Raw genomic sequence first — 23,087 nt, 5'->3', positions numbered from 1 at the left:
CAGCCTTTGATAGAGCGGTCCCTTCTCGGAGAGCAGCGCGCCGATCGGTTGGTCCTGGCGCGCGATGAGCAATTTCATGAGGCCGAGATAATCGGGGGGGGGGGTGCCCGGCACCCGCCGATCCTTCGAAAAGATCCACCAGGGCAACGGCCCCTCATTCGGCCGCACGCGCCAGCTTTCGCCACTGGCGAGATCGAGGAAGGGAAAATCCGCGACCTGCGGCCCTTGAAGGAAGGACTCTGAACCGATGGCGCGCAGATAATTGCGCGCCGCATGATTACCGGAAAGCAGCAGGTGGTTGCCGTTGTCGATCACCAAGCCGAGGCTGGTGTCGAAATAGGACCGGCAGCGCCCGCCGGCCTGCCGCGCGGACTCATAGAGAATAATCTCTCGCCGGCCATCCGCCAGCGCGAGCGCGGCGGAAAGCCCGGCGAGACCGGCGCCGACGATATGGACGATCGGACGGTTCACTAGAACAATCCATAGCGTAGGAGGGCGAGAAAGATCTGGGATTTGGGCGTGCGCACGCGGACCCGTGGAGGCTTGAAGCCACGCGCCGCGAGCCGGGTGAGAATGGCGCCATAGGCCTGGGCCATGATGCGTGGCGCCTTGACGCTGCGGCGCGGGCACTGGTCCATGATGGCGGCGCCCGCCGTGAAATGGCCGCGTGCCGCGCTCATGATCGGCGCGCAGGCGGCGCCGAGATCGGGGCTCGCGAGCACGGCTTCTATCGTTGGCGTGATGCCCGCTCGCGTCAGCAGATCACGTGGCAGGTAAAGTCTGCCGCGTTCGCCATCCTCGTCGATGTCACGCAGAATATTGGTGAGCTGAAAGGCTCTTCCCAGGTGATGGGCGAGCTTTTCTCCATGGGCGTCCGGAACGCCGAAAACGCGCACCGACAGCCGGCCGACAGCGCTTGCCACTCGGTCGCAATAAAGGTCGAGCGTTGCCATGTCGGGGATCAGCACGCTTTCGGCGAGATCCATCTCCATTCCGTCGATCACCGCGACGAAATCCTCGCGCGCGAGGCCGAAGCTGCCAATCGACTGGGCGAGCGGGGCGAGGTCCGGCCGGGGGAGCTTGCCCGCATAAAGCGCATCGATATCGGCGCGCCAGCCATCGAGGGCGATGCGCCGCTCGGGCAGCGGGCCTTCCTCGTCGGCAATATCGTCGACGGCGCGGCAGAAGGCATAGATCTGGAACATGGCCTCGCGCTGCGGCGCGGGCAGAATCCGCATGGCGGCATAGAAGGAGCTGCGGCGCGATTGCGTCGCCGCCTCGGCCGAAGCCTGCAGTGCGGCGCTTTCCGCGGCTTGCGGCACAAGCCCGCCCCGTTCCTGGTCCGCCGGGTCCGTCTGCCGGGCGGCGCCGGTCGATGTCATGCTCATGGTTCCCTTCAGTGCTTTCGCCTTCGTTTTCCGGCCTTCAGTTTGCTTGATCTTTCGGTGCGCCGGCGCGCAGGCCCCAAAGGATACCCTGTACCGCCTGAGCGAGTGCGGCTGCCTTGCCGAGATGCACTTTTTCACTCAATGGGTCGGCGCGCCGCAGCACCGAGACGAGCTTTTGAGCCAAAGTGGCGATGACCGCCGTCTCGAGGCGCAGACGGAAATCATGCACCTTGGGCGGCAGTGCTGTCCCTTTTTCAACGAGGACGGCGGTTTTGTCGAGTAATCCGTCGAGACAGGCGCGCAGGGCGGGAGAGGCTTTCGGCGCGGCCAGCGCCTCGACGCCGATACCCTTGGCCGCGAGCGTATCGAGTGGAATATAGACGCGGTCGAGCGCGCCATAATCCTTGGCGCAATCCTGCAGATGGTTGATGACCTGCAGCGCGGCGCAGAGCGCATCGGATGAGGCCCAGGTGTCCTGGCTCTCGCCATGCACACAGAGCACGTAGCGGCCGACCGGTGCCGCCGAGAAGGTGCAATAATTCATGAGATCCGCCCAATCGGCATAGCGCGTCTTGGCGGCATCCATGCGGAAAGCGACGAGCAGATCAAGCGCATGGCGCGGATCGATTTTGGTCTCGGTGAGGCTCTGGCGCAGAGGCAAAGCGGCAGCGACGGCATCCGAGCGGCCGAGCAATGTGTCCTCAAAGGCATCGAGCCGCGCGATTTTCTCGGTCGGCGTGAGGTCCGGACTGTCGGCAATATCATCGGCCGACCGGGCAAACTGGTAATAAGCGAGGATCGGCGCGCGGAAACGCGGCGCCACGAGAACCGACGCGACCGGAAAATTCTCGCCTTTATGGGTTTTCGAGGCTTCCACCTCGATCAGGGAATCGGCGCTTGCGCGTCCGGCGGCATTCTGCGTCATCGAACCTCGTTGCAAGGAACCTCGTTGCAAGTCTCGCAGGAGCGCGGCTTGGTTTTCGCCATCGGCTTTCGCAATAGCCTTTCGCGGAGGCAAAGAAAACTCTGCAGGATTGCGGAGCATGCCGGAAACCAACTTTGCGCCGGCGAGGGGTTTTGTCGAAAAAGGCCCGCTCGACAACTGAAATCTTCAAAAGACCAGTCTCTCACAAGCTTTTATGAAGAGAGTGTCGCGTGAAAGGCTCAGGCGATCCGATAATACGGCCTGCCTTCAGGCTCATCGCAAGTTTGCTGGTGGCCAGGGATCAGCCATGCCGCCCTGGTGTTCATGCACAGGTCGCTGCTTTCCATTTTCCCACTCTCACGGAATGGCGGAGGGAGCTCACGACGCTGCAATGGTGCGGTTATTCGAAGCAACACGGGCGAGGCAAGGATAAAAATTCCAGAAGAATCCCGTAATACCGTTGCATTCGCTGGATTGAGATGGTTCTAAACAGGGCTGGAGCGGGGCACGGTAAAGCCGGTCCCGGAACCCGAAGGCTTTGGAGTGCGCCGGCCTGGAGCGAGGTACGGAGTGCATGTCGCCCGGCTAGAATCGGCTCCGATTCGACCCCTGACATGGCACTTCCCTCCCAGAGGCTCCGGAAATGTCCGGATCGCCGCCCCGGTGCCCATTGTGACAGGCAGAGAAACGAAGGCGACATGACTTCATCGACAGTGGAACAGGTGGTCGCGATTGAGGCCGCCCCGGAAATGCCTTCCGCCCCTGAAGCGAAAAAGAAACGGCCGTCCCCTCGCGCGCTGCTTCCGCTTCTGCCCTATATGATGCGTTACAAGGGCCGCGTTTTCGGCGCCTTCCTCGCTTTGGTGATGGCTTCGGCGGCGACGCTCGCCGTGCCGATCGCCGTCCGCCGGATGATCGATCTCGGCTTTACGGAACAAAGCTCCGGCACGGTCAACAGCTATTTCCTGGCGATGATCGGTATTGTCGCGGTGCTCGCAATTGCCTCCGGCATGCGCTTCTATTGCGTGACGACGCTCGGCGAGCGGGTCGTTGCCGACCTGCGCGACGATGTCTTCCGCCATCTGACGAAACTCGACGCGAGCTTCTACGACCATGCTCAAGTCGGTGAGCTTTTGTCCCGGCTGACCTCCGATACGGTTCAGATGAAAACCGCTTTGGGCGCCTCGGCTTCAGTCGCCCTGCGCAATCTGTTCCTGTTTTTCGGTGGCATCGGGCTCATGATCTATTCGGCGCCCAAGCTCTCCGCCTATGTGCTCATCGCCTTGCCGGTCATCGTGCTGCCGCTGGTCGCCTCCGGCCGGTCGGTACGCAAGCGGTCGCGTCATGCTCAGGACAGGCTCGCCGAGGTCAGCGCCTATGCGGCAGAAAATCTCGGCGCGGTGCGCACCATGCAGGCCTTCGTCGCCGAACCCATGGTCACACGGCGTTTCGCCGCGGCGGTCGAGGAAACCTATGCCGCTGCGCGCGCCGCCGCCAAGGCCCGCTGCGCGCTGACGATCGTCGTGATCTTCATGGTCTTTTCAAGCGTCGTGGCGGTGCTGTGGTTTGGCGCCCATGACGTGCTGGCTGGCCGTATGACCGGCGGCCTGCTTTCCCAGTTTCTGCTTTATGCGGTGCTTGCCGCCAGCGCGCTCAGCGAATTGAGCCAGGTCTGGACCGAAATTTCCGCCGCCGCCGGGGCTGCGGGCCGGATCAGCGAGGTTCTGGCGATCGAGCCGAAAATCGTCGCGCCGGAATCCTGTCTCACCCTGCCGCAACCCGGCAAGGGCGAGATCCGGTTCGATGGAATCTCTTTCTCCTATCCGAGCCGGCCGGAAGATTCCGCCCTGCATCAGGTGAGTTTCTCGGTGGCGCCGGGCGAGACCGTCGCCATCGTCGGCCCGAGCGGCGCCGGCAAATCGACGCTGTTCCAATTGCTGCAGCGTTTCTATGATCCGAGCGCCGGTTGCATTCTGCTCGATGGCATCGATATCCGGGCGGTCGATCCCGCCGATCTGCGCCACGCCATCAAATCCGTGCCGCAGGATCCGGTGGTCTTCGGCATTTCGGTGGCGGATAATATCCGCTATGGCGCACCGGAGGCTACCGACGAAGAAATCCGCCATGCGGCGGAGCGGGCGGCGGCGGATGATTTCATCAGTGCCCTGCCGGAAGGTTATGCGACGCGTATCGGCGAGCGTGGCGTCACGCTTTCGGGCGGCCAGCGCCAGCGTCTCGCCATCGCCCGGGCCATTCTCCAGAAGGCGCCGGTCCTGCTGCTCGACGAGGCGACCTCGGCCCTCGATGCCGAGAGCGAGCAGCTGGTGCAGAAGGCTCTGACCAATCTCATGCAGGACCGCACGACCTTGGTGATCGCCCACAGGCTTGCGACCGTTCTCAGCGCCGACCGTATTCTCGTCATGGAACAGGGTCGCATCGTCGAGGAAGGCACCCATGCGACGCTGATTGCCCAAAATGGCCTTTATGCGCGCCTTGCCCGTCTGCAATTCGAGACGGGTGCCGAATCGTTGAAGGCCAATGGCGCGGTGACAGAGACGGCGGCCTAAGCAGCCTTGCGAAGCTCCGAATTGTCAGCCTGAGCGGACTTTAGAAGTTTGCTCGGGCGACGAAAGCTGATCGCGGCGCGGCGATAGATCCTGATCGGATTGGAAGGAGTAGCTCCCCTTCCGATTTGGCTGTTAGGCATGGATCGAAAGCATTGATTGTACCAGTTCCGCTGGCGCTGTGCTGTCCCATCGCTCTGGTGTGAACGATATTCTTCTGGCTATTGGAGTAAATCCGCTGGCTTGATCGGAGCTTGTCCCTTCAAAAGCTTATAAGGCAATGGCGGCGGATCCCGCCAGACATCAGCTGGAAAAGAATATTTCAGAAAATACAGGAAAAAGCATTTTTCTCGTTGTGTCACGCTGACGCTCCGTCCATCGACGGAGCGTTGCTTTTTTTCGGAACTCTTTGTTTCCGCGCTGCATTTTTCAGATACAGCCAGCCTGGAGCCTGATGCCAAATGGGCAAGGCGCCGCCGGATATGTGCGGCAGTCAGGACATTCGCGGTGAAAGACGCTCGATCCGCATCATGCGCGATCGCAATGCGATGCGACCAGCGATTGATCTGGGGCCGGGGTTGGCTGGAGGAAACCGATGGCCCGCGTCATTCCACGCGAAGAAAGCGGGCCTGCGTGCAACGCGGAAGGTACATCATGGCTGACATTACCTTTTCCAGCCCTTTGCTCCCCAAAAACAAGACCGTCTATGGCATTGCCGGGGATACGCATACTTTGCTGGCTGTCGCGCGGGACAATCACATCCCGGTGCCATTCCTATGCGAAGATGGTGATTGCGGCTCCTGCCTCATCAAGGTGACGGTCCTCGAAGGCAAGCAGCCGATGGGCGGCACGCTGTCCGAAAAGGAAAAGTTCACGCTGGCCGCGCATGGCAAATTGTCGAAGGAAGCCAAGGAACTTGCTGAAACCGCCGATATTCCGCCGCAATACCGGCTCGCCTGCCAATATGTCGTGCGGGATGAGGCGATTCTCGTCGAATTTTCAGGAGAGCCCGGCGTCGAGATCGATCCAGCGCGCAGGAAACATGAACGCGCTTCGCTTACCGATATCGAGACGACGGGGGCGGAAGACCGTGAATATGCCGCGCATGAACATGCGTGACGCGGCCCCGAAGTTTCGCTGAAAAACAAGGCATATCGGGCAAACCGGTATGCCTTTTTCGTCTGGATAAATGGCCTTCGCCGTTATTCCGCCGGATCGGAGAGAAATTCGAGCGGAGCCAGCCTCTTCCAATGGGTTTCATTGGTCTGTTTCGCCGCATGCCATTCCTGGCAGAGGGTTTCGAAGATGGGCTCGTCATAATGAAACACGTTTTCGCTCGGCACTTCGATCGGCTTGTGGATGCCGAGCAGAATTTCCTCGAGCAGAGCCGGATCGGCGACGAGCGCCTGCCTATCCTCGACCGACAGGAAGATCCGCTTTTGCGGCTTGCCGCCGAGTGCCTTCACGATCACCAATGTTTCGAGCATGTCACCTCCTTGGTTTGAAATTTGCTTGGTTCGGAAGGGTCAGTGGTCTTCGAACCGGTCATTCCCTAGGCCCGAATCCTTCGGACTTTTGCATTCATCCGTATCCGCTCTATCGGCGGGGCGTGCATCAGCAGCGGCATCGCAAAAGCCGAGGGTCCGATGGCACGGGCATGATTGACTGATACCTAATAGGCGGAGTGGCGGATTCCGTCGCGGTTTGGGCGGCCGCACACTAGCGGCCGGAGCTTTGCTTGAAAAGTCTTAATCCCGCGTTCCCGCGAAACGCAGGCTCCAGGTCTTGCGTCCTGATTTTGGGTTTGATCCGGCCGCGATCTTCACGAATCCTTCCTTTTCATAGAAGCGCAGGGCGCGGGCATTGTCCTGATTGACGTCGAGCTCCAGGGGACCCGGGCACTGTCTGCGCGCCTCGGCGAGAAGCAAACCGGCAACGCCCGTCCCCTTGGCTTGCGGTGCAACGGCGATCTGTTCCAGTAGATTGCGGCGCGGATCGACGGTGGCCACGCCGAGAGCCTGACGGTTTTCATCCTCGGCAAGCAGAATGATGCCGCCGCCATGCGCTATGGTTTCGAGATGATCGCGCAGCCAGTCCGCGCGGGAGGCGAAATCGATATCGGGAAAGGTTTCCGCCCAGGTCGCGACCCATAAAGCGAGGATAGGCTCGAAATCCCCGGCCTCGGCGGGACGCAGATGAAACGATACGGGCATGGTGAAGGTGGCAGCCTGGAAGAAAACGGCGGAGGATGCGAAACCAGACAGGACGGAATTTTTGCGCCGGCTCGGGGATCCTATGGCGATGAATGGCTCATCATCATACGCTACAGGATGGCGTTTCCTTCTTCCTGGCTCTAATGAAAATTCCTGTATAAGTCTTTCCGGCCGGTGATATTGCGTCAAGCCGGCAAGGGGATGCGTTTACGGGAATCGTGAACGGTACTCATGAGTCCCTCCACGGATCCTTGTAATTGAGTGATGTTTCGGGACCGCTGAAAAGGGTGAGAAAGCGACGCGCCGGGATCCATGTTCGAACACCAAACCATCGAGACAGGGTTCGCTTTTCCCTTCGTGCGGCGTCTGATCCTTGCCGATTTTCGATCCTATGCCGCGCTCGATCTGCCGCTTTCGCACAAGTTGATCGTCGTGACCGGCGAAAATGGTGCGGGCAAGACTAATCTCATCGAGGCTCTGTCGCTGTTCATGCCGGGGCGCGGCCTGAGGAGGGCCGAGCTTGCCACTTGCGCGCGCTCGGGAGGAAATGGCGGCTTCGCCGTTTCGATCGAGATCGAAAGTGCCGGGGAACGATGCCAGCTCGGCACCGGACTGCAGGCGCAGGGCGATGGCCGGTTGGCGCGCCAATACCGGATCGACCGCGCGCCCGTCGGCTCGGCGCGGGCCTTTGCGGATCATCTGCGGCTTCTCTGGCTGACGCCTGCGCTCGATGGCCTTTTTGCCGCCGCGCCTGGGGAAAGGCGGCGCTTTCTCGATCGGCTGGTGCTCTGCGTCGATGCCGATCACGGCACGCGGGTCGCCGCGCTCGAACGTGCCTTGCGCAATCGCAATCGCCAGCTCGAGGATCCTCATCCCGACCCGCGCTGGCTCGATGCCACGGAACGCGAAATCGCCGAAATTGCGATCGCCGTCGCTGCAGCCCGGGTCGAAACCGTGACGAGGCTGCGGCTCTTGATCGAGGAAAGCCGCGATTCGCATTCGCCCTTTCCCTGGGCCGATCTCGCGTTGCGGGGAGAACTGGAACAATGGGTCGGCGTCTCACCTGCTCTGGAGGCCGAGGATCGCTACCGGGCGATGTTGCGCGACAATCGCCGCCGCGATGCAGCGGCCGGGCGCACGCTGATTGGTCCGCAAAACAGTGATCTGCTGGTGCGGCATGGGCCGAAAGGGACGGAGGCCGCTTTATCCTCGACCGGCGAGCAGAAGGCCCTTTTGGTGGGCCTCGTTCTGGCCCATGCGCGTCTCGTCGCCCGCATGGTGGAGCGCGCGCCGGTGCTCCTGCTCGATGAAATCGCCGCCCATTTCGATACAGCGCGGCGCAATGCCTTGTTTGAGGATCTTGCCGCGCTTCCCGGACAGGTCTGGCTGACCGGCGCGGAGGCGACAGCCTTCTCGGGCCTTGTGGGCCGCGCGGACATGCTGGAGGTGACGCCGGGTCGCGTCACGCATCAAGGGGCTGGCTGATTTGGTCTCCCCGTCATTTGTGAGGTGGCGCGCCCGCCGGATTCCATGGCTCCCGATCGGGCGGATCAACGAGACGTGGCGTTATACCAAGTCTCACTGATCCCAACCTGTTGGGATCAGTGAGGTTCGGCGGAAAGCCGCCGCCCCGCAGTCGCGGGGACAAGTCTCAATGAGTTATGCTCATTGAGACTTGGTATTAATTGTTCTGGCTGTCCGGCACAGCGCGCAGGATCGGCGTGACTTTGGCTGATTCCCTTTGCGCCAGTTCCTTCTCGTCTGCGGAATTGCGGGCGAGCAGTTCGAGCAATTTGCGGTTCGAGGCTTCGAGATTGCCGATATGATCGAGGTGACGGCGGAGATCCTCGCGCAGGCGCTGGTTGGTGCGGGTCAGGAAATCGATCTTCGATTCGAGCGCCGAACGCTTGATTTCCGAATCGTAGAATTGCTTTTCCTTGATCGACAGGGATTCCGTGAGGATTTTCTCGCGCTCCTCGGCCTGTTCGATCTGCGCCGCATTTTCCTTGCGGAATTGCTGGAACTGGATCTGCAGCGAGGTCAGCGCGGCATTCGCCCGGCTGCTGCTTTCGAGTTCCACCGCATATTTGTCTGACAAGCTCTTGGCTTCGCGCTCGGCGCGGTCGAGATCGCTGGTGATCGCCACCGTGTCCGACTTGAGATGTGCCGTTTCACGCAGCAGCGACTGAATGGTGAATTCGTGCTCGTTCAGCTTCTGACCGAGCGCGACATTTTCCTCTGCCGCACGCTGCCGTGCGAGTTCCGTGGAGGTCATTTTCTGCAAAAGCTCATTATAGCTGCTCTGCGCCTTCGCATAATCGGTTTCGAGCGCGACGAATTTCCGATCGGTTTCGGCGAGCTGGCTGCGGGTGACGCGCAGATCATCTTCCAGCTTCAGGGCGAGTGGACGATAGAGGCCGATCTCGCCTTCGAGTTCGCTGATCTTGTGGCGGAAATCATCATTGGTCGCGGTGAGCAGCGCGACCGTCGCCTGGTTCTTATTGGCTTCCTCCATCACCTTGGTGAGGAGGGGTTCGATGGTCGAGAGACGATTGGTCAGCACATCGAAGTCGAGGGAGAGAGTCGAGGCCACCTTGGCCTGTTCACAACGCAATTCGACGGCCTGGTCGCGGACCGCGGCCATGAGCGAGCCGATGTCATCGCCGCTCTCGCTCTTGCGGGAACCGGAACGCGCCGCGCCGGAGGGCGAGGCCTGGGCTTGGGATTGGGTTTTCTCGGCGGCGGCTGCTTCGGCCTCCTTCGATTGCACAATGGCCGCGGCAGCGGAGACGAGCTCCGCGTCCTTCAGGGCGCGTTTGCGCAATGGCCGGACCAGGGCGAAATACATGAGGGCGACCGCCAGCGGGACAAGAAGAATTTGTAAAACGAGCACGAGCGTTTCACTGCTCCCCGTCTCTACGAGCTGGACCAAAGCCGATATCGACACCTTGTGTTTGCCTCAAACGCGCGCCGCCCCAGCGCGTCTCTCGACGATGAATATAGCGCGACAGGGGGCTCGAACGCAAATGGCCCGCGGGCATTCTGGAAGTCTGTACATGGTTTTGTCGACCAGACCGGGGTTCGTTCGACGAAATGGCGGGCTCCCGGGCCACACGGTGCGAGCAGCCTATGAGACAGATATAGCAATATAAATCTAATACATAAAGAACGCGTCGGCTGTTGGCTTCACGAATTCTTGCGCGCCTTCATGCAACCGGGGAGAGCCGGCAAAAGGTTCCGCTCATGCCAAGGTGCATGTTGGCTGCGATTTCGCGGCGACCAATGCGGGCGAGTCTAGCCATTTCGTTCAATTTCAATTCAGCGTCGCCATTTAGGATCCGAATCCGACAGATGGCGAAATAGCTTCATAGCCGGACGCGTTCAACCCGGCCTCGCCTCTGCCGATGCGGTTGGAGAGACTTATTCTGATGGCCCGTTACAAAATGCATGATCGGTTCACTGCACGATCTCCGGCATCGTTCTGGCGGAAAACTGTTCTGCAACTTGGCCTGCTTGGCTGTTTTGCGGCCCCGGCCGGGGCCGCGGCGTTCATGGACCAGGACATTATGGCTGCGCAACTCGGCACAGGACCTGAGCGAAGCCTGATCGAGCCGGTGCAATATGTTTGGGGTGGCCGAAACTATTGCTGGTATCCGGGTGGCTGGCAAGGCCCCGGCTGGTATTGGTGCGGCTATGCTTGGCGCCATGGCTATGGTTGGGGTGGCGGTCACGGTTGGCAAGGTTGGGAAGTGCCCGGTGGCTGGGTTGGTGGAGCCCATGGTCCTTATTATGGACCCGGTGAAGGTTACCGCCGTGGCTACGGGGGCGGCTGGGGCAGGGAGGAATGGGAAAATGACGGCAGAGGGCCGCCTCCCGGCCGAGGCTGGCGGGGACGTCCCGAAGGTGGACGTGAAGGTGGCTACGGAGGCGGTCGGGGAGGAGAAGGTTCAAGGCGCGAGGATTATGGCAGAGGCGGTCCAGGCGGCGGCGGCCGATATGGTGAGCGCGGTGAAGATTTCGATCGCTGATGCCAGCGTTTTCGCGGTCATTGGTGTGCGCTCGTTCGGGGCGGGCCGTTAGGGGTGGGCAAAGCGCGGCCCGGATTTTTGCGTCGCGTCTATTGCTCATCCGCTTCGAAGGCCCCTCTGCGCTCTGCACGGGAAAATGCCTGAGGCATGGGAAAACCAAATGCCCATCCGTTCGTTGGATCGCCAAAGGCACCCGCCCGGGCACCCGCTCGGGCATCGGTGATCTCCGAGGAGATTCTTTAAGGAATGATCTTCCGGGAAAGGCGATCGACCACAGAAAGACCTCGGAGGAGACCAAGGATGAAGACAATGACAATTCGGCAAACGCTCCTATCCACCTTCACCGCCCTGTCTCTTGGGCTTTCGGCGCCAGCCATGGCCATGCCTGTCGATAGCGACCCGGCTGACGTGCTGTCAGTTCCTGCAGCGCACGGCGTCCCCGTTGAAAAGACACAATATGTCTATGGGGGCCGCAATTATTGCTGGTATCCGGCGGGCTGGCGCGGACCCGGCTGGTATTGGTGCGGCTTCAATTGGCGGCGCGGTTATGGCTGGGGTGGCGGCTATGGCTGGCGTGGCTGGGGCGTGCCGGGTTGGGGCGGCGGCTATTGGGGTCGCCCCGGCTGGCGCGGCGGTTATGTCTATCGAGGCGGGCCGGGCTGGCGGGGCGGTGGTTGGCACGGTGGCGGTTGGCATGGCGGCGGTGGCGGCTGGCACGGCGGAGGTTGGCATGGCGGTGGCGGCGGCTGGCACGGGGGACAAGGTGGCTGGCATGGAGGTGGCGGCCATGGAGGTTGGCATGGCGGCGGCGGCCACCGTTAGGACGCCCCTGTAGTTTGCCCTCGATTGTTTGGCCTTGGCGGAATCAATTCCGTCGAGGCCGAATGCGGCCAAGGATGAATTCGGCCGAGTTTTTCGTTCCCTATCGCTTTAATTTGACCGTTCTTCGGGAACGAGGCACATCCGATTGGGCTCGCTCCCTTCGAATCGAAGCTTGAAACGCCGCAGCTGCGTTCCGGGCGCGAGGGGTGGGCGTGTCGCGGAGGAGGTAGAATGTGTTGCGAAAAATGATTGTTTCCACTCTCGCGGCTGCTGGTCTGATGACGAGCATTGTCGCCGCGCCGGCGCTTCCTTTCGCCGATCGGGAGATCTCCGGGCAAGGGACTGAAAGCCTCCCGGTCGAGACGGTCCAATTTTTCTGGGGCGGCCGCAACTATTGCTGGTATCCGGGCGGCTGGCAAGGTCCTGGCTGGTATTGGTGCGGCTATGCCTGGCGGCGCGGCATCGGCTGGGGCGGACCGCGCGGTTGGCGTGGCTGGGGTGTCCCGGGACCGGGCCGGCCGGGCTGGGGTGGTCATCCGCCGCCGCCGAGAGGCTGGCATGGTGGTCATGGTGGCCGTGTTCAGGGTGGCGGCAACCATTGGGGTGTGTATCACGGTGGCGGCGGCGGTGGCCATCACGGCGGTGGCGGCAGGCCGCCCGGGGGTGGTGGTGGCGGCCCTCGCGGTCGTTAAATTGCTTCCGGATCTTTCCCCGACAAGCGGGACATTGCGGCGATCCGAGGATCGCCGCGAGTTTGATGTTTCCGGACTGCATCCATCGAGCGATACCCTTTCAGGATAGAGCGTCGATCACGCCATCAACGAGATTGACCCTCGACAGGCTTTCCGTGGTCGGTGGCCGGTAGAAGGGTCGGATGCTGCGCGGCGTTGTCAAGATTGCGGCTTCAAGCGCGAAGAGGGCCTCACGCGCCTCGGTGAGAGTGACGGACGTGAAGCGAAGACTGGCGCCTGGCCGTGCCTGGGCGAGGTGGCCGAGATCCGCGCGGATGACATGGGCTATTTTCGGATAGCCGCCGGTCGGCTGATGATCGGCCATAAGGACCAGTGGCTGCTGATCGCCGGCGATCTGGATTGCTCCCTCGGCGATCCCGTCCGAGACGATATTATAGCCCTTTGCATGGACGATTTTTGGGCCTTCGAGACGATAGGCCATGCGGTCCATGACCGGCGTCAGCCGGAATGGGCCAGCATAAAATCGCTCTATCATTTCCCTTGAGAAATAATCATCCTGCGGTCCTGGAATAACGCGCAGATTGATCGGTGCGGGCGAACGATGCGGCGTGAGCCAGGTGGCGTCGATTTCTCCTTCTTCCCGCGTGACGGCAAGAATGGCGGCATCGTTGCTTGCGGCGGGCAATTGATCCCCTTTTTGCAGCATTCGCCCATCGATACCGCCGAGATGGGAGCGCGTATGTGTGGCCCGGCTGCCCATGACGGGGGGCGTCGCGAAACCGCCCGCCACGGCGCAATAGGTCCAGGCCCCCCAAAATTCCCGTGAGGCTTGAGGTCCTGGACGGCAGGAGAGCGTTTCACCCGGCTGCAGCACAAGGCGGGCGGAGGACGGCAGGCTGTGGCCGTCACGCCGCCATTCGTAAGCGCCGCCACAAAAGGCCAGGGGCAGCGGCGCGTTGAGGCAGGCGAGTTCGATGCCGGCGCCGATTTCCAGCGCCGCCGCTCCCGGCTTATTGCCGAGTGCCAGATTGGCGGTCTGGAAGGCCGCCCAATCCATCGGGCCCGCCGGTGTCACCCCATGGCGCTGATGACCAAAGCGGCCGCCGTCCTGAATCGTCGCGCCGGGCAGCGCGGCAAGCACCTGCAAGGATGGTTCGCCGGTGGTTCTCATAACGGTGTGACAAGCGGATCGCCAGAGGCGGCGCGGGCATCGAGACGGGCGAATGTGGCCGCATCAATGCGTTCGAAACGGATCTCGTCGCCAATATCGGTCAGGAAGATATTTGGGCGGCGCAAGTCGAAGACGCGCACCGGCGTGCGCCCCAGCACATACCAGCCAGTCGGCATGGCCATGCTGGTGATGAGCGCCTGGCCGCCGGCAATCGTCAGCGAGCCGGCGGGCGCGGGCGCGCGCGGCGCCTGCCGCCGCGAGATGGCGAGCGCTTCCGGCAGGCCGCCGAGAAAGGTGAAACCCGGTGCGAACCCATACATATAGACGCGATAGATGGCTTGCACATGCAAGGTGATGATCGTTTCCGGGGAAAGCCCCGTCAGCTCCGCCACTTCGCTGAGGTCTTCCGCATAGGGCTGCTCGTAGCAGACGGGAATGCGCCAGCTCTTCTTTTCGGTGGCGGGCAGGGCCGTTGCCTCACGCCTCTCGATCGCCGCGATGAGATCCTCGGTGGTGAGACAATGTGGATCGAAATGGATCAGGAGCGAGCGATAGGTCGGCACGGTTTCGAGGATGCCGGGAATGGGAGCAAGAGCCAGCGCGTGATCGAGGCCGAGGACGCGATCATGCAGCGCCGGATCTATCCTGTCGCCGAATTCCACGCAGAGCGCGCTCTCGCCAACCAGCAGATAACGGGGGTTGGGCAACAGAATGTTCATGCGTGAAATGGTGCAAGCGTAACCCCCGCTTCGCCAAGCCTGCGGCGCACCGCTTGCGCGGCGGCGATGGCGCCCGGCGTATCGCCATGCACGCAGATGGAATCGATGCCGACGTTGATGCGCCGCCCGGAGACGGAAATGATGGCGCTCTCTTTGACCATTGCGGCGATGCGCGTGGCGATTTCTTCCGGCTCATGCAGCACCGCGCCGGGCAGATTGCGGGGCAGCAAAGTGCCATCCTCCGCATAGGCGCGGTCGGCATAGATTTCCCGTGCCACGGGCAGCCCGATCGACAAGCCCGCGTGTTCGAGTTCCGTGCCGGCAATTGCGAGAAAGACGAGACGGGGATCGACGGCCTTGACGGCGCGGGCAATCGCCTGCGCGAGATCGGCATTGGCGCAGGCGAGATTGCTCAGAGCGCCATGCGGTTTGACATGAGTAATTCGATGGCCCGCAAGTGCCGCGATCCCCATCGCGGCGCCAACCTGATAGGCAATGAGCTGCTCGGCTTCCGCATGGGTGCAGGGCAGCGGCCGGCGTCCGAAATGGGCGAGATCGGCGAAACCGGGATGCGCGCCAATTGCCACATTCTTCTCCCGCGCCAGCCGGAACGTGCGTTCCATGATTGCCGGATCGCCGGCGTGGAAGCCGCAGGCGACATTGGCGCTGGTGACGATGTCGAGCATGGCTGCGTCATCGCCCATGACATAGGGGCCGTACCCTTCGCCGCAATCGCAATTGAGATCGACAGGCATGGGAAATATCCGCTTGGTTCACCAGTTTCCGGTTAACCAGCCCTTGAGCTTACCAGCCCCTGCGTTCGTGGGCTTTTTCCATCGCGCCATATTTGCGCTTCCAGTCGGTTGCGTTCAACTGTTCGCGCGGGGGGCGCCAGAATTCCTCGCCGCGATAGCCCTGCGCATAGAGCAAAGCGGTGAGATCGCCATGGTCGATACAAGCTGCCGCGGCGGCGGCCACGGCCGGCTTGGCGTGATAGGCAAGGCCGAGGCCGGCAGCACGGATCATGTCGAGATCATTGGCGCCGTCGCCGACGGCGATCGTATCGCTCTCGGCAAGCTTCAGTTCATCGCGTTTGGCGACCAGCGTGGCGAGCTTGGCGTCCTTGCCGAGGATCGGCTCCTGGACCAGACCCGCGAGCCGGCCATCCTGGCCGAGAAGCAGCACATTGGCATGGTTTTCATGAAAGCCGATCTGCTCGCCGATGACCGAGGTGAAAGCGGTGAAGCCGCCGGAGACGAGCACTGTGTGCACGCCATGCTGGCGTAGCGTCTGCACCAGGATTCTGGCGCCAGGCGACATGGTGATCCTCTTGCCGATGACCTTGCGGATCGTGTCTGGATGCAGCCCCTTGAGAAGAGCGACACGCTCGCGCAGCGCGGGTTCGAAGGCGATTTCGCCGCGCATGGCGCGCTCGGTGATTTCGGCAACGTGTTTCTTCTTGCCGACTTCTCCAGCGAGTTCGTCGATACATTCCTGCCGGATCATGGTCGAATCCATATCCGCGAGAAACAGTTTCTTGCGCCGGTTTTCCAGCGGCTGCACGATGACATCGACGGGTGCCGTCCCGAGAGCCGCACGCACTTCATCGGCGATCTCGCGCAGCGGCCTTTCACCCGCCGTGAAGGGGATGTCGGCGGCGATCCGCGCATCGAGCCAGGTGGCATCGCCGGCACCGGGCAGCAGAGCGGCCGCAATGCGCGTTTCGGTGTCACTGAGCATCGGAAAGCCGGGATCGCAAACAAGGGTGGCGACATGCGTCATCAAATTCGTCTCGGTTCTGATCGTCTGATAGCAAGTCTCAATGAATATGACTCATCGAGATTCGTCCCCCACGATTGCGGGGGCGGCAGTTTCCCGCCGGACCTCATTGCTTCCGGCAGGCCGGGATCAATGAGACTGGTATGAAGGTCAGCGCCGCGCCGTTCCGCTTAGTCTATCCAAACGCGCATGAACGGCTGGCGCCTCATAAATCCCGGGAATGGATCCTTTGGCGGATTCATGAGAGCCGGCATCATGCCGGAACCCGAACCAAAAGTCGTTCCAGAAATGGCGGGAAAAAGAAAGGCCCGGCATTATGCCGGGCCTTTCGCGTGAAAAGAACGATCTTATGCCGCTTCTTCGATATCACCGTCCTCGTCGGTTTCGTCGAGATCGATTTCCTCGACCTTGCCGCCACCGCGCTTCGGACCTTTCTGCAATTGCGCTTCGATGAGCTTCAGGGATTCCGTCTCGGTCAATCTCTGGACCGCGGCGAGTTCCCGCACCACCCGGTCGAGCGCGGCCTCATAGAGCTGGCGCTCTGAATAGGATTGCTCGGGTTGGGCATCGGAGCGATAGAGATCGCGCACGACTTCGGACACGGCGATGAGATCGCCGGAATTGATCTTCGCCTCATATTCCTGAGCCCGGCGCGACCACATGGTCCGCTTGATGCGCGCGCGGCCGGTCAGGGTTTCAAGCGCCTTATCGATCACCGAGGCATCGGCCAGCTTGCGCATGCGCACGCTCACCGCCTTGGGGGTCGGCACCTTGAGGATCATCTTGTCCTTGATGAAGCTGATCACGAACAATTCGAGCTTGAAGCCGGCGACTTCCTGTTCCTCAATGGCGAGGATCTGGCCGACGCCATGGGACGGATAAACGATGAATTCCAGCGGCTTGAAACCGTGCCGCGGGCTCCCTCCGGAGGTTTTTCCGGTTGCCTTGGCGGGGGCTTTCTCAGTCTTTTCCCCTTTTTCCACCGGACGTGCGGTCGCGCGCATGTCTTCCGTCTTGAGCGCGGCAGCTGGCTTGCCGGAAACAGGGGTCTTGACCGCGGGCTTCGCGGCTTTCAGGGGCTTTGCCGATGCTTGCTGAAGCGTTGCTTCCTCGCAACCGGAGACGGAATTGCTGACGATTGTATCGATCTCGGCGGGAGTGGCGGTTTCGGCCGCGATGTTCTTTTCTGTATTATTTGTCACCGGAAGTCCGATCATTTGTTTCGTGGGCTGGGAGGTAGTCAAATCAGTCGAAGCGGACGCAAGGCCCGTCACATCGGGAGTGGAAGCAATCTTGTCGGTGATAGGGGCTTCCGGCTGGAACTCTGTCGCGGCCGGCGTGTTCTGGTCCTTGAGAATCGTGTCCAAGGCCATCGTGCCATCGCCGGAGGTCTCGCCGTTCGATCTGCAGGCCCGGTTTTCTCCAGAGCTATCCCCTGTGATGACGGGCGATTCGTGAGGCGGTCCGGATCCGGACGGCAGGTCGGGTGCTTTTCCGGCCTTTTTTGGGGATGGCATCGACAGCGAACTCCTTAAGGACCAGGCGCCGGAATGGCGGCGACAGGTCAGGGACCCTCGTGTTAGCGCTGACGGGTGAATCCCATCCCGTCTGTTTCAATGCGACGCCGCCCGCTTGCGCGTCTGGAGCCGATTTGAAACGTGCTGTTATTGACCTCGCCTTAATGACTTGACGGACACAGATTCGGAGACGTTTCCTGGCCCGCTGCTGGAAGCGATCAAGCGCGGGTGGATTTCGAGAAACGGGAAAGTCCGTATGGCTTGACTAATTTAGAAACTGAAATGATGGATCGGACTTCAAATAAGACCGGGATCGAACGTGCGAAATGCACGCAGGCGACCGCATCCAGGCGGGACCTTGAATGCGAATCTATCCGAAACCATTGGGACTATTGGATGTGTCGGCCAAGGATTGTACCAAAAATTTCCATCTACTCGATACAATAGCACATTTTCATGAAAAATCAAAAAAGATGCATCTTGCTTGCAAGATTCTCCTCTCCGACTGCAAATGAGGAGAAAATATGCCTATAATTTAGGCTTATCGGGAATGCCTCCCATTTATCTTCCTGCTTTATCTGTATCTGTTCTTCGTTCCAGACGGCGTCATGTTCGGTCGTGGAATGTGGCAGAACGATCGGGCGTATCACCTGCTGTTCAAGGGGCGGAGTGCAATTCAAGGTCTGAGATATTGAAACCTTCCGCAATGGAGCAGGCGCGGGTTGGCTTCATCCGAAGAGGCGGATTCCCCTATGAGCTGGCCACGCCCCTCAAGGTGCTTCGTTCGGCGCGCTCCGAGATTTCACGCCCCTGGGACTGGCTCACCGGAATGGTGGCTGGACTGGCCGCTTGAGTTCGCCGCCTGAGTTCGCCGCTTCGGGCCGGCGGGTTTGGGCCGGCCCCAGTCGGAGCGATCGCGCGTGCTCCGGTCAGTCTCCCTGACCGGGGTTTTCATTGAAGAAGGCGTCGAATTTGCCGGGGCGGCCGTCAAACTGCTTGGCTTCCGGCGGGGCGTCGCGCTTCACGGTCACATTCGGCCAATATTGTGCCATTTTCCGGTTCAGCGCCTGCCATTTCTCGAGCCCCGTAACCGTATCGGGCTTGATGGCTTCGGCCGGGCATTCGGGCTCACAGACGCCGCAATCGATACATTCGTCGGGATTGATGACGAGCATCGTCTCGCCTTCGTAGAAGCAATCGACCGGACAGACCTCGACGCAGTCCATATATTTGCACTTGATACAATTTTCGAGGACGACATAACTCATGGTTTTCTCCTGGCGCGATGCGAAGGGCCGCATCGGCTCGACCTGTTCGGCTGCATTCGCAATCGCGAAGCGATTCACTCCGACTGTTTCTGTTTAGCATGTCCTGATAGATGGGGTGGCGCCTCGATTCTGACAAACGGAACCGGCCCCACACTTTAAACCTGCGGGTTTGAGCCTCGGTCTCCGTCGCTGTGCGCAAAATCGCCGATTTTATCAATCGGAATCATCGTGTTTACAGCGAGTGGTCTGGCGCCGTCCAAGGTCACCGCTGCGTCGCTGTTTCCGGCGCTTGTTCCCGTGGACGAGACAGGTCTCGATGCGTGGGGATCATAGGGCCGCGTCCGGTACGCCATCGGTCAATTCCTCGAACAGAAGTTTCGCCTCGGGATAGCCGCCGCGCCGTTCGCCCGGCGCGACGACGCGCAGCACGCGGACCCGGGTTTCGAGCGCGATGGTCAGGACATCACCGGCGACGACCAGCTTTGCGGGCGTGGTGATTTTGCGGCTGTTCAGCCGGACATAGCCCTCGCTGACGAGACGGGTGGCGAGCGTCCGCGTTTTCACGACCCGCGCAAACCAGAGCCATTTGTCGATGCGCTGGCTCGCGGATGTTTCCATGGCGTTCCTCTTCTCTCCAGCGGGATCCTTTATCAGGCGAGAAGGCCGCCGGGTTTCGGGCTCAGGGGATTGTCGGCGAGCGCTGCGGCATCGGGGCGGCCGGGCATGGGCGCATTGCTGACGGCGCGCCACAGACCCTCGACGAAAGAGGGTTGCATATCCTTCAGGATGAAGACAAGCCGGGTCGAGTGATCATCGCTTGGCCAATGGTCCATCCGGTGCGGCGGATGAAACACATGCTGGACGCCATGGATGACAACGGGGCGGCCGGGGTCATCGGCAAGCGATACGATACCTTTGACACGCAGCAGATTGGGCCCATGGACCTGGCGCAGGAGATCAAGAAACAAAGCCCATCCCTGGACATCGAGTGGCTGCGGATCGCGCAGACAGAAGGCGCGGATCGAGGCATCATGCCGGTTGACGTCATGGCCGTGGGACGGGCCGTGAGACGGATTGTGTGTTGGCGCATGATCATGCCCGTCTCCGTGCCCATGCTCGTGGTCGTGCGCCTCCGGATAGGCGTCGGCCCGCAGCCAGCTTTGCACATCGAGGGATTTCGTGCGCGGGTTGTAGAGGCCGGCATCGAGGAGATGCGCGGCATCGGCCTCGCCGCGTGCTGCGTCGAGTTGGACCGCGCCCGGGTTGAGCGCCGTCAGGCGTCCGAGAAGGCTTGCGAAAGCGCTGGGGTCGGTGACGAGATCCCGCTTGGTCAGAACCAGGCGATCGGCCACCGCCACCTGTTTGACTGCTTCCGGATAGGCGTCGAGTGTTGCATTGCCATTGACCGCATCGACAGTGGTAATCACCCCATCGAGGCGGAACCGCAACATCAGATAGGGATGATACATGATCGTATGCATCACCGGAGCTGGATCGGCGAGGCCTGTGGTCTCGATGATGACGCGTTGAAACGCCGGCATACGGTCATTGTCGCGGCGGCGCAGCATGTCTTCCAGTGTGGCGATGAGATCACCGCGAATGGTGCAGCAGAGGCAGCCGGAACTCATGACGAGGAGATCGCCATCCGCTTTTTCGACCAGAAGATGATCGAGACCGATTTCGCCGAATTCATTGATGATGACCAATGTGTCGGCGAGGCCGGGATCGCGCAGCAGCCGGTTCAGGAGAGTGGTTTTGCCGCTGCCGAGGAAACCGGTAAGAATGCTCAAGGGCAGGGGTGGGGGCGGCCTTTTTGAAATTTCCGACATTGCCTTGCGACTCCACGCGTTCGGCTCACCTGTTTCCGCTCACCGCTTTCGGAGCGTTGCGGTGCAAGCCTGAGGCAAGGGCACGCCAGCGTCACGAACCCGGATTGTGCGACGCTGCCTCTTCTTGACCTCGTCCGAGCCAGATTCCTCGCGTCTCCAAGATTCCTCGCGTCTCATTGAGATGTGATGATGACGTTTGAATGAGGAGAGCGGAAGCCCGTTCAATGCCCTTGCCGGGGAATTTGTTATAATATTACGTCAAACGGGTCCAGCAAGTGGACTCCCCACGAAGCAATCATGAACGCCGAGGAATGTTCCGGTCAATATATCGGGTGGGCGGCATTCCACCGGAAGAGCCGGGCCTCAGGGGAGATGGCTTTTCGTGGCGGGCTTCGCGGGTGTTTTGACGGGATGCGCAGGCGCCGGTTTTGTCGCTTCCTTGGCCGTTACTTTGGTTACCGGTTTCGGTGTTGATTTTTCCGTGAGTTTCGGCGGCAGCGGCGCTGCGACTTTGACAGGAACGCTTGGCTTGACGACGACGACAATATTCTTGTGTTTGTGATTGACGACGGGATGTCCAACGGCAGGCCGTGGCGGCGGCTTGAAGCGGGAAATTGTCCGGCCATGACGGGGGATTGACGCGGGAGGCGTGAAGAAGCCGGATGTCGCGAGCGGCTGTTTGAGCGGGACAGCGTCAAGATCGGGTGCCAGAGGCGAGGCGGTGCGGGATGGGGCCGTTTTGGGCGCATAGGCGCTGGCGAGCGCCGGCATGGGCTCTGAGCCGATCGGGCTGTGCGGTGCGCGGGCCTGAGCGACCGGACCGGAATAATTGGTGGCGGCGCCGACGAAGACCGGCTCCGGATCGAAGACCGGGCGCGGCATCAGGGTAATGCGCGAGGACAGCGGTACCGCGCTGGCGAGCGCGTTAGTGTTGAACACAAAGGCGCGTTCCGGCTGTGGCGTATAGGCGGCATTCTGCAGCGGCGTCATCAGTGCGTCGATTTCGGCTTCCGCTTCGCCCATGAGCCGCGCGCGATTGCGGCAGGCGTCATAGGGGGACGGCAGGGCTGGCGCTGGAGTCGGCAAGGCATCGAGTGTGGTGATCGGCCGGTCGAGGCCGCCGAAGGCGCGATCGAGCAGAGCGGCGGTCTTGATGGTGCGGGTCTCGACATTGGGCGAACCGAGTACGACGACGATCAGCCGGTGTTCGCCCTGCTGTGCGCTGATGACGATATTGAATCCGGCCGGACAAGTGTATCCGGTCTTCATGCCGTCGACACCTGGATAGCGGCCGAGCATGTTGTTGTGGTTCTGGATGATTTGGTTGCCGAACCGGAGGGCGCCGATATTGTAGAGTTCGGAATATTGCGGGAACCGCAAATAGAGCGCGCGGGCGAGCAGCGCCATGTCGCGCGCCGATGAATAGTGCTGAGGATTGTGAAGACCGTTCGGATTGACGAAATGCGATTGCCGCAGGCCGATCTCGGCGGCGGCGGCATTCATGTCGTCGGCGAAGGCTTCCACTGATCCCGACACACCTTCCGCAATGGCGATGGCAATATCGTTGGCCGATTTGACCATCAGCATTTTGAGGGCATTGGCGAGCGTCACCTGGGTACCGGGACGAAAACCCATCTTGGATGGCGGCATGGAATTGGCGCGCGCCGATACGACGATGGGCGTGTCCAAGCCGAGCCGATGGTCCCGTACCGCCGAAAGGGCGACGTAGACGGTCATCAATTTGGTAAGCGAGGCGGGATACCAGGGCCGTGTCGCCTCATTCTCGTATAGGACGGCCCCGCTTGCGAGATCCACGACGATACCGGGCTGCGCCTGCGCCGGAAGGCTCGCCGCGCAGGCGAGGGCGATCATTGAGGCGGCGCGGCAAGCGTGACGCAAAACATCGCGCCATTTGGCCAGAAGATGTGGAAAGGAACGATGCATGGAAGTTCGTCCGCGCCGCGTGTCGTTCCAAAGAGTGCGTTTCGGCCATGGAGTGAAAGGATGCATTCTTTTCCATCCTGGTCGCGGTTTGATCATCGGTTCGACGGGATATGCGGTTTGACAAGCGCATTGCAAAGCCTGCGACAGCGCCGGTCCGTCGTGGCTGAACTCCTGCTGGCTCATTCCGTCGAGAGTCTTCTCCGGACGATGATCAGCCAGAGCGTCGAT

At 61.2% G+C, this 23,087-nt stretch carries 21 protein-coding genes; 6 read left to right on the top strand and 15 right to left on the bottom strand.

The genetic code is table 11. The features are described from left to right. From DL88_RS02175 to hpnC, 3 genes are all read right to left on the bottom strand, one after another. Positions 1-471, bottom strand: a 471-nt coding sequence (locus DL88_RS02175; RefSeq protein WP_034991052.1) for an FAD-dependent oxidoreductase, incomplete at its 3' end; no start/stop codon positions are given. Then, on the bottom strand, positions 471-1,382 hold the full coding sequence (hpnD, locus tag DL88_RS02170) for a presqualene diphosphate synthase HpnD (RefSeq protein ID WP_084704808.1): 912 nt from the start codon (positions 1,380-1,382) through the stop codon (positions 471-473). The genes hpnD and DL88_RS02175, both read right to left, overlap by 1 nt. A 43-nt stretch (positions 1,383-1,425) precedes the next feature. After that, positions 1,426-2,313, bottom strand: a complete 888-nt coding sequence (gene hpnC / locus DL88_RS02165) for a squalene synthase HpnC (RefSeq protein ID WP_051955496.1) — start codon at positions 2,311-2,313, stop codon at positions 1,426-1,428. A 698-nt stretch (positions 2,314-3,011) separates the two neighbouring features. Between hpnC and DL88_RS02160 the strand changes: the two genes are divergently transcribed. Together DL88_RS02160 and DL88_RS02150 are read left to right on the top strand one after the other, a co-directional pair. Continuing rightward, on the top strand, positions 3,012-4,880 hold the full coding sequence (locus tag DL88_RS02160; RefSeq protein ID WP_034991049.1) for an ABC transporter transmembrane domain-containing protein: 1,869 nt from the start codon (positions 3,012-3,014) through the stop codon (positions 4,878-4,880). Between the two features lie 651 nt (positions 4,881-5,531). Next, positions 5,532-5,996, top strand: a complete 465-nt coding sequence (locus DL88_RS02150; RefSeq protein WP_034991044.1) for a 2Fe-2S iron-sulfur cluster-binding protein — start codon at positions 5,532-5,534, stop codon at positions 5,994-5,996. Between the two features lie 83 nt (positions 5,997-6,079). Here DL88_RS02150 and DL88_RS02145 read toward each other — a convergent pair whose 3' ends face one another. Both DL88_RS02145 and DL88_RS02140 read right to left on the bottom strand, forming a co-directional pair. Beyond that, positions 6,080-6,364 carry a hypothetical protein gene (locus DL88_RS02145; RefSeq protein WP_034991042.1) on the bottom strand — a complete coding sequence of 95 codons (285 nt, stop codon included), beginning with the start codon at positions 6,362-6,364 and terminating at the stop codon, positions 6,080-6,082. A 261-nt stretch (positions 6,365-6,625) separates the two neighbouring features. Next, entirely contained in the window at positions 6,626-7,090 is a 465-nt protein-coding gene (locus DL88_RS02140; RefSeq protein WP_034991040.1) for a GNAT family N-acetyltransferase, read from the bottom strand. A gap of 312 nt (positions 7,091-7,402) precedes the next feature. Between DL88_RS02140 and recF the strand changes: the two genes are divergently transcribed. Continuing rightward, positions 7,403-8,575 (top strand): DNA replication/repair protein RecF, encoded by a 1,173-nt coding sequence (gene recF, locus DL88_RS02135; RefSeq protein WP_051955476.1) that lies wholly within the window; start codon positions 7,403-7,405, stop codon positions 8,573-8,575. 196 nt (positions 8,576-8,771) lie between these two features. Here recF and DL88_RS02130 read toward each other — a convergent pair whose 3' ends face one another. Further along, positions 8,772-10,037 carry a coiled-coil domain-containing protein gene (locus DL88_RS02130; RefSeq protein ID WP_156970892.1) on the bottom strand — a complete coding sequence of 422 codons (1,266 nt, stop codon included), beginning with the start codon at positions 10,035-10,037 and terminating at the stop codon, positions 8,772-8,774. Between the two features lie 481 nt (positions 10,038-10,518). Here DL88_RS02130 and DL88_RS02125 point away from each other — a divergent pair, with 481 nt between their 5' ends. The 3 genes from DL88_RS02125 (at position 10,519) to DL88_RS20090 (ending at position 12,632) form a co-directional block, all read left to right on the top strand. After that, positions 10,519-11,118 carry a hypothetical protein gene (locus DL88_RS02125; protein ID WP_156970891.1) on the top strand — a complete coding sequence of 200 codons (600 nt, stop codon included), beginning with the start codon at positions 10,519-10,521 and terminating at the stop codon, positions 11,116-11,118. Positions 11,119-11,427: 309 nt separating this feature from the next. Then, on the top strand, positions 11,428-11,940 hold the full coding sequence (locus DL88_RS02120; protein WP_084704804.1) for a hypothetical protein: 513 nt from the start codon (positions 11,428-11,430) through the stop codon (positions 11,938-11,940). Positions 11,941-12,173: 233 nt separating this feature from the next. Next, on the top strand, positions 12,174-12,632 hold the full coding sequence (locus DL88_RS20090; RefSeq protein WP_305953006.1) for a hypothetical protein: 459 nt from the start codon (positions 12,174-12,176) through the stop codon (positions 12,630-12,632). A gap of 100 nt (positions 12,633-12,732) precedes the next feature. On the opposite strand, the gene DL88_RS02110 is transcribed toward DL88_RS20090, so the two are convergent. From DL88_RS02110 to DL88_RS02065, 9 genes are all read right to left on the bottom strand, one after another. Beyond that, positions 12,733-13,773 carry a 5-oxoprolinase subunit C family protein gene (locus tag DL88_RS02110; protein ID WP_245270582.1) on the bottom strand — a complete coding sequence of 347 codons (1,041 nt, stop codon included), beginning with the start codon at positions 13,771-13,773 and terminating at the stop codon, positions 12,733-12,735. Between the two features lie 26 nt (positions 13,774-13,799). Then, entirely contained in the window at positions 13,800-14,522 is a 723-nt protein-coding gene (locus tag DL88_RS02105; protein ID WP_034991025.1) for a 5-oxoprolinase subunit B family protein, read from the bottom strand. Then, a complete protein-coding gene (locus DL88_RS02100; RefSeq protein ID WP_034991024.1) occupies positions 14,519-15,277 on the bottom strand; it encodes a LamB/YcsF family protein in 759 nt (252 codons plus the stop codon). Before DL88_RS02100 ends, DL88_RS02105 begins: the two co-directional genes overlap by 4 nt. A 49-nt stretch (positions 15,278-15,326) precedes the next feature. Continuing rightward, complete coding sequence (gene serB / locus DL88_RS02095) at positions 15,327-16,304, bottom strand: phosphoserine phosphatase SerB (RefSeq protein ID WP_034991023.1); 978 nt, start codon at positions 16,302-16,304, stop codon at positions 15,327-15,329. 344 nt (positions 16,305-16,648) lie between these two features. Further along, complete coding sequence (locus DL88_RS19710; protein ID WP_245270578.1) at positions 16,649-17,674, bottom strand: CarD family transcriptional regulator; 1,026 nt, start codon at positions 17,672-17,674, stop codon at positions 16,649-16,651. 1,073 nt (positions 17,675-18,747) lie between these two features. Next, positions 18,748-19,086 carry a ferredoxin FdxA gene (fdxA, locus tag DL88_RS02080; protein WP_034991333.1) on the bottom strand — a complete coding sequence of 113 codons (339 nt, stop codon included), beginning with the start codon at positions 19,084-19,086 and terminating at the stop codon, positions 18,748-18,750. Between the two features lie 327 nt (positions 19,087-19,413). Next, entirely contained in the window at positions 19,414-19,704 is a 291-nt protein-coding gene (locus tag DL88_RS02075; RefSeq protein ID WP_034991021.1) for an RNA-binding S4 domain-containing protein, read from the bottom strand. Positions 19,705-19,736: 32 nt separating this feature from the next. Further along, complete coding sequence (locus tag DL88_RS02070; protein WP_034991020.1) at positions 19,737-20,915, bottom strand: CobW family GTP-binding protein; 1,179 nt, start codon at positions 20,913-20,915, stop codon at positions 19,737-19,739. A gap of 363 nt (positions 20,916-21,278) precedes the next feature. Next, on the bottom strand, positions 21,279-22,859 hold the full coding sequence (locus DL88_RS02065) for a D-alanyl-D-alanine carboxypeptidase family protein (protein WP_051955475.1): 1,581 nt from the start codon (positions 22,857-22,859) through the stop codon (positions 21,279-21,281). Positions 22,860-23,087: the final 228 nt, after the last annotated feature.

The sequence above is a fragment of the Beijerinckia mobilis genome, from assembly GCF_000745425.1.
Classification (GTDB): Bacteria; Pseudomonadota; Alphaproteobacteria; order Rhizobiales; family Beijerinckiaceae; genus Beijerinckia; species Beijerinckia mobilis.
The sequence above is the reverse complement of the archived record's forward strand: the minus strand, read 5'-3'. Positions and strand labels throughout refer to the sequence as shown.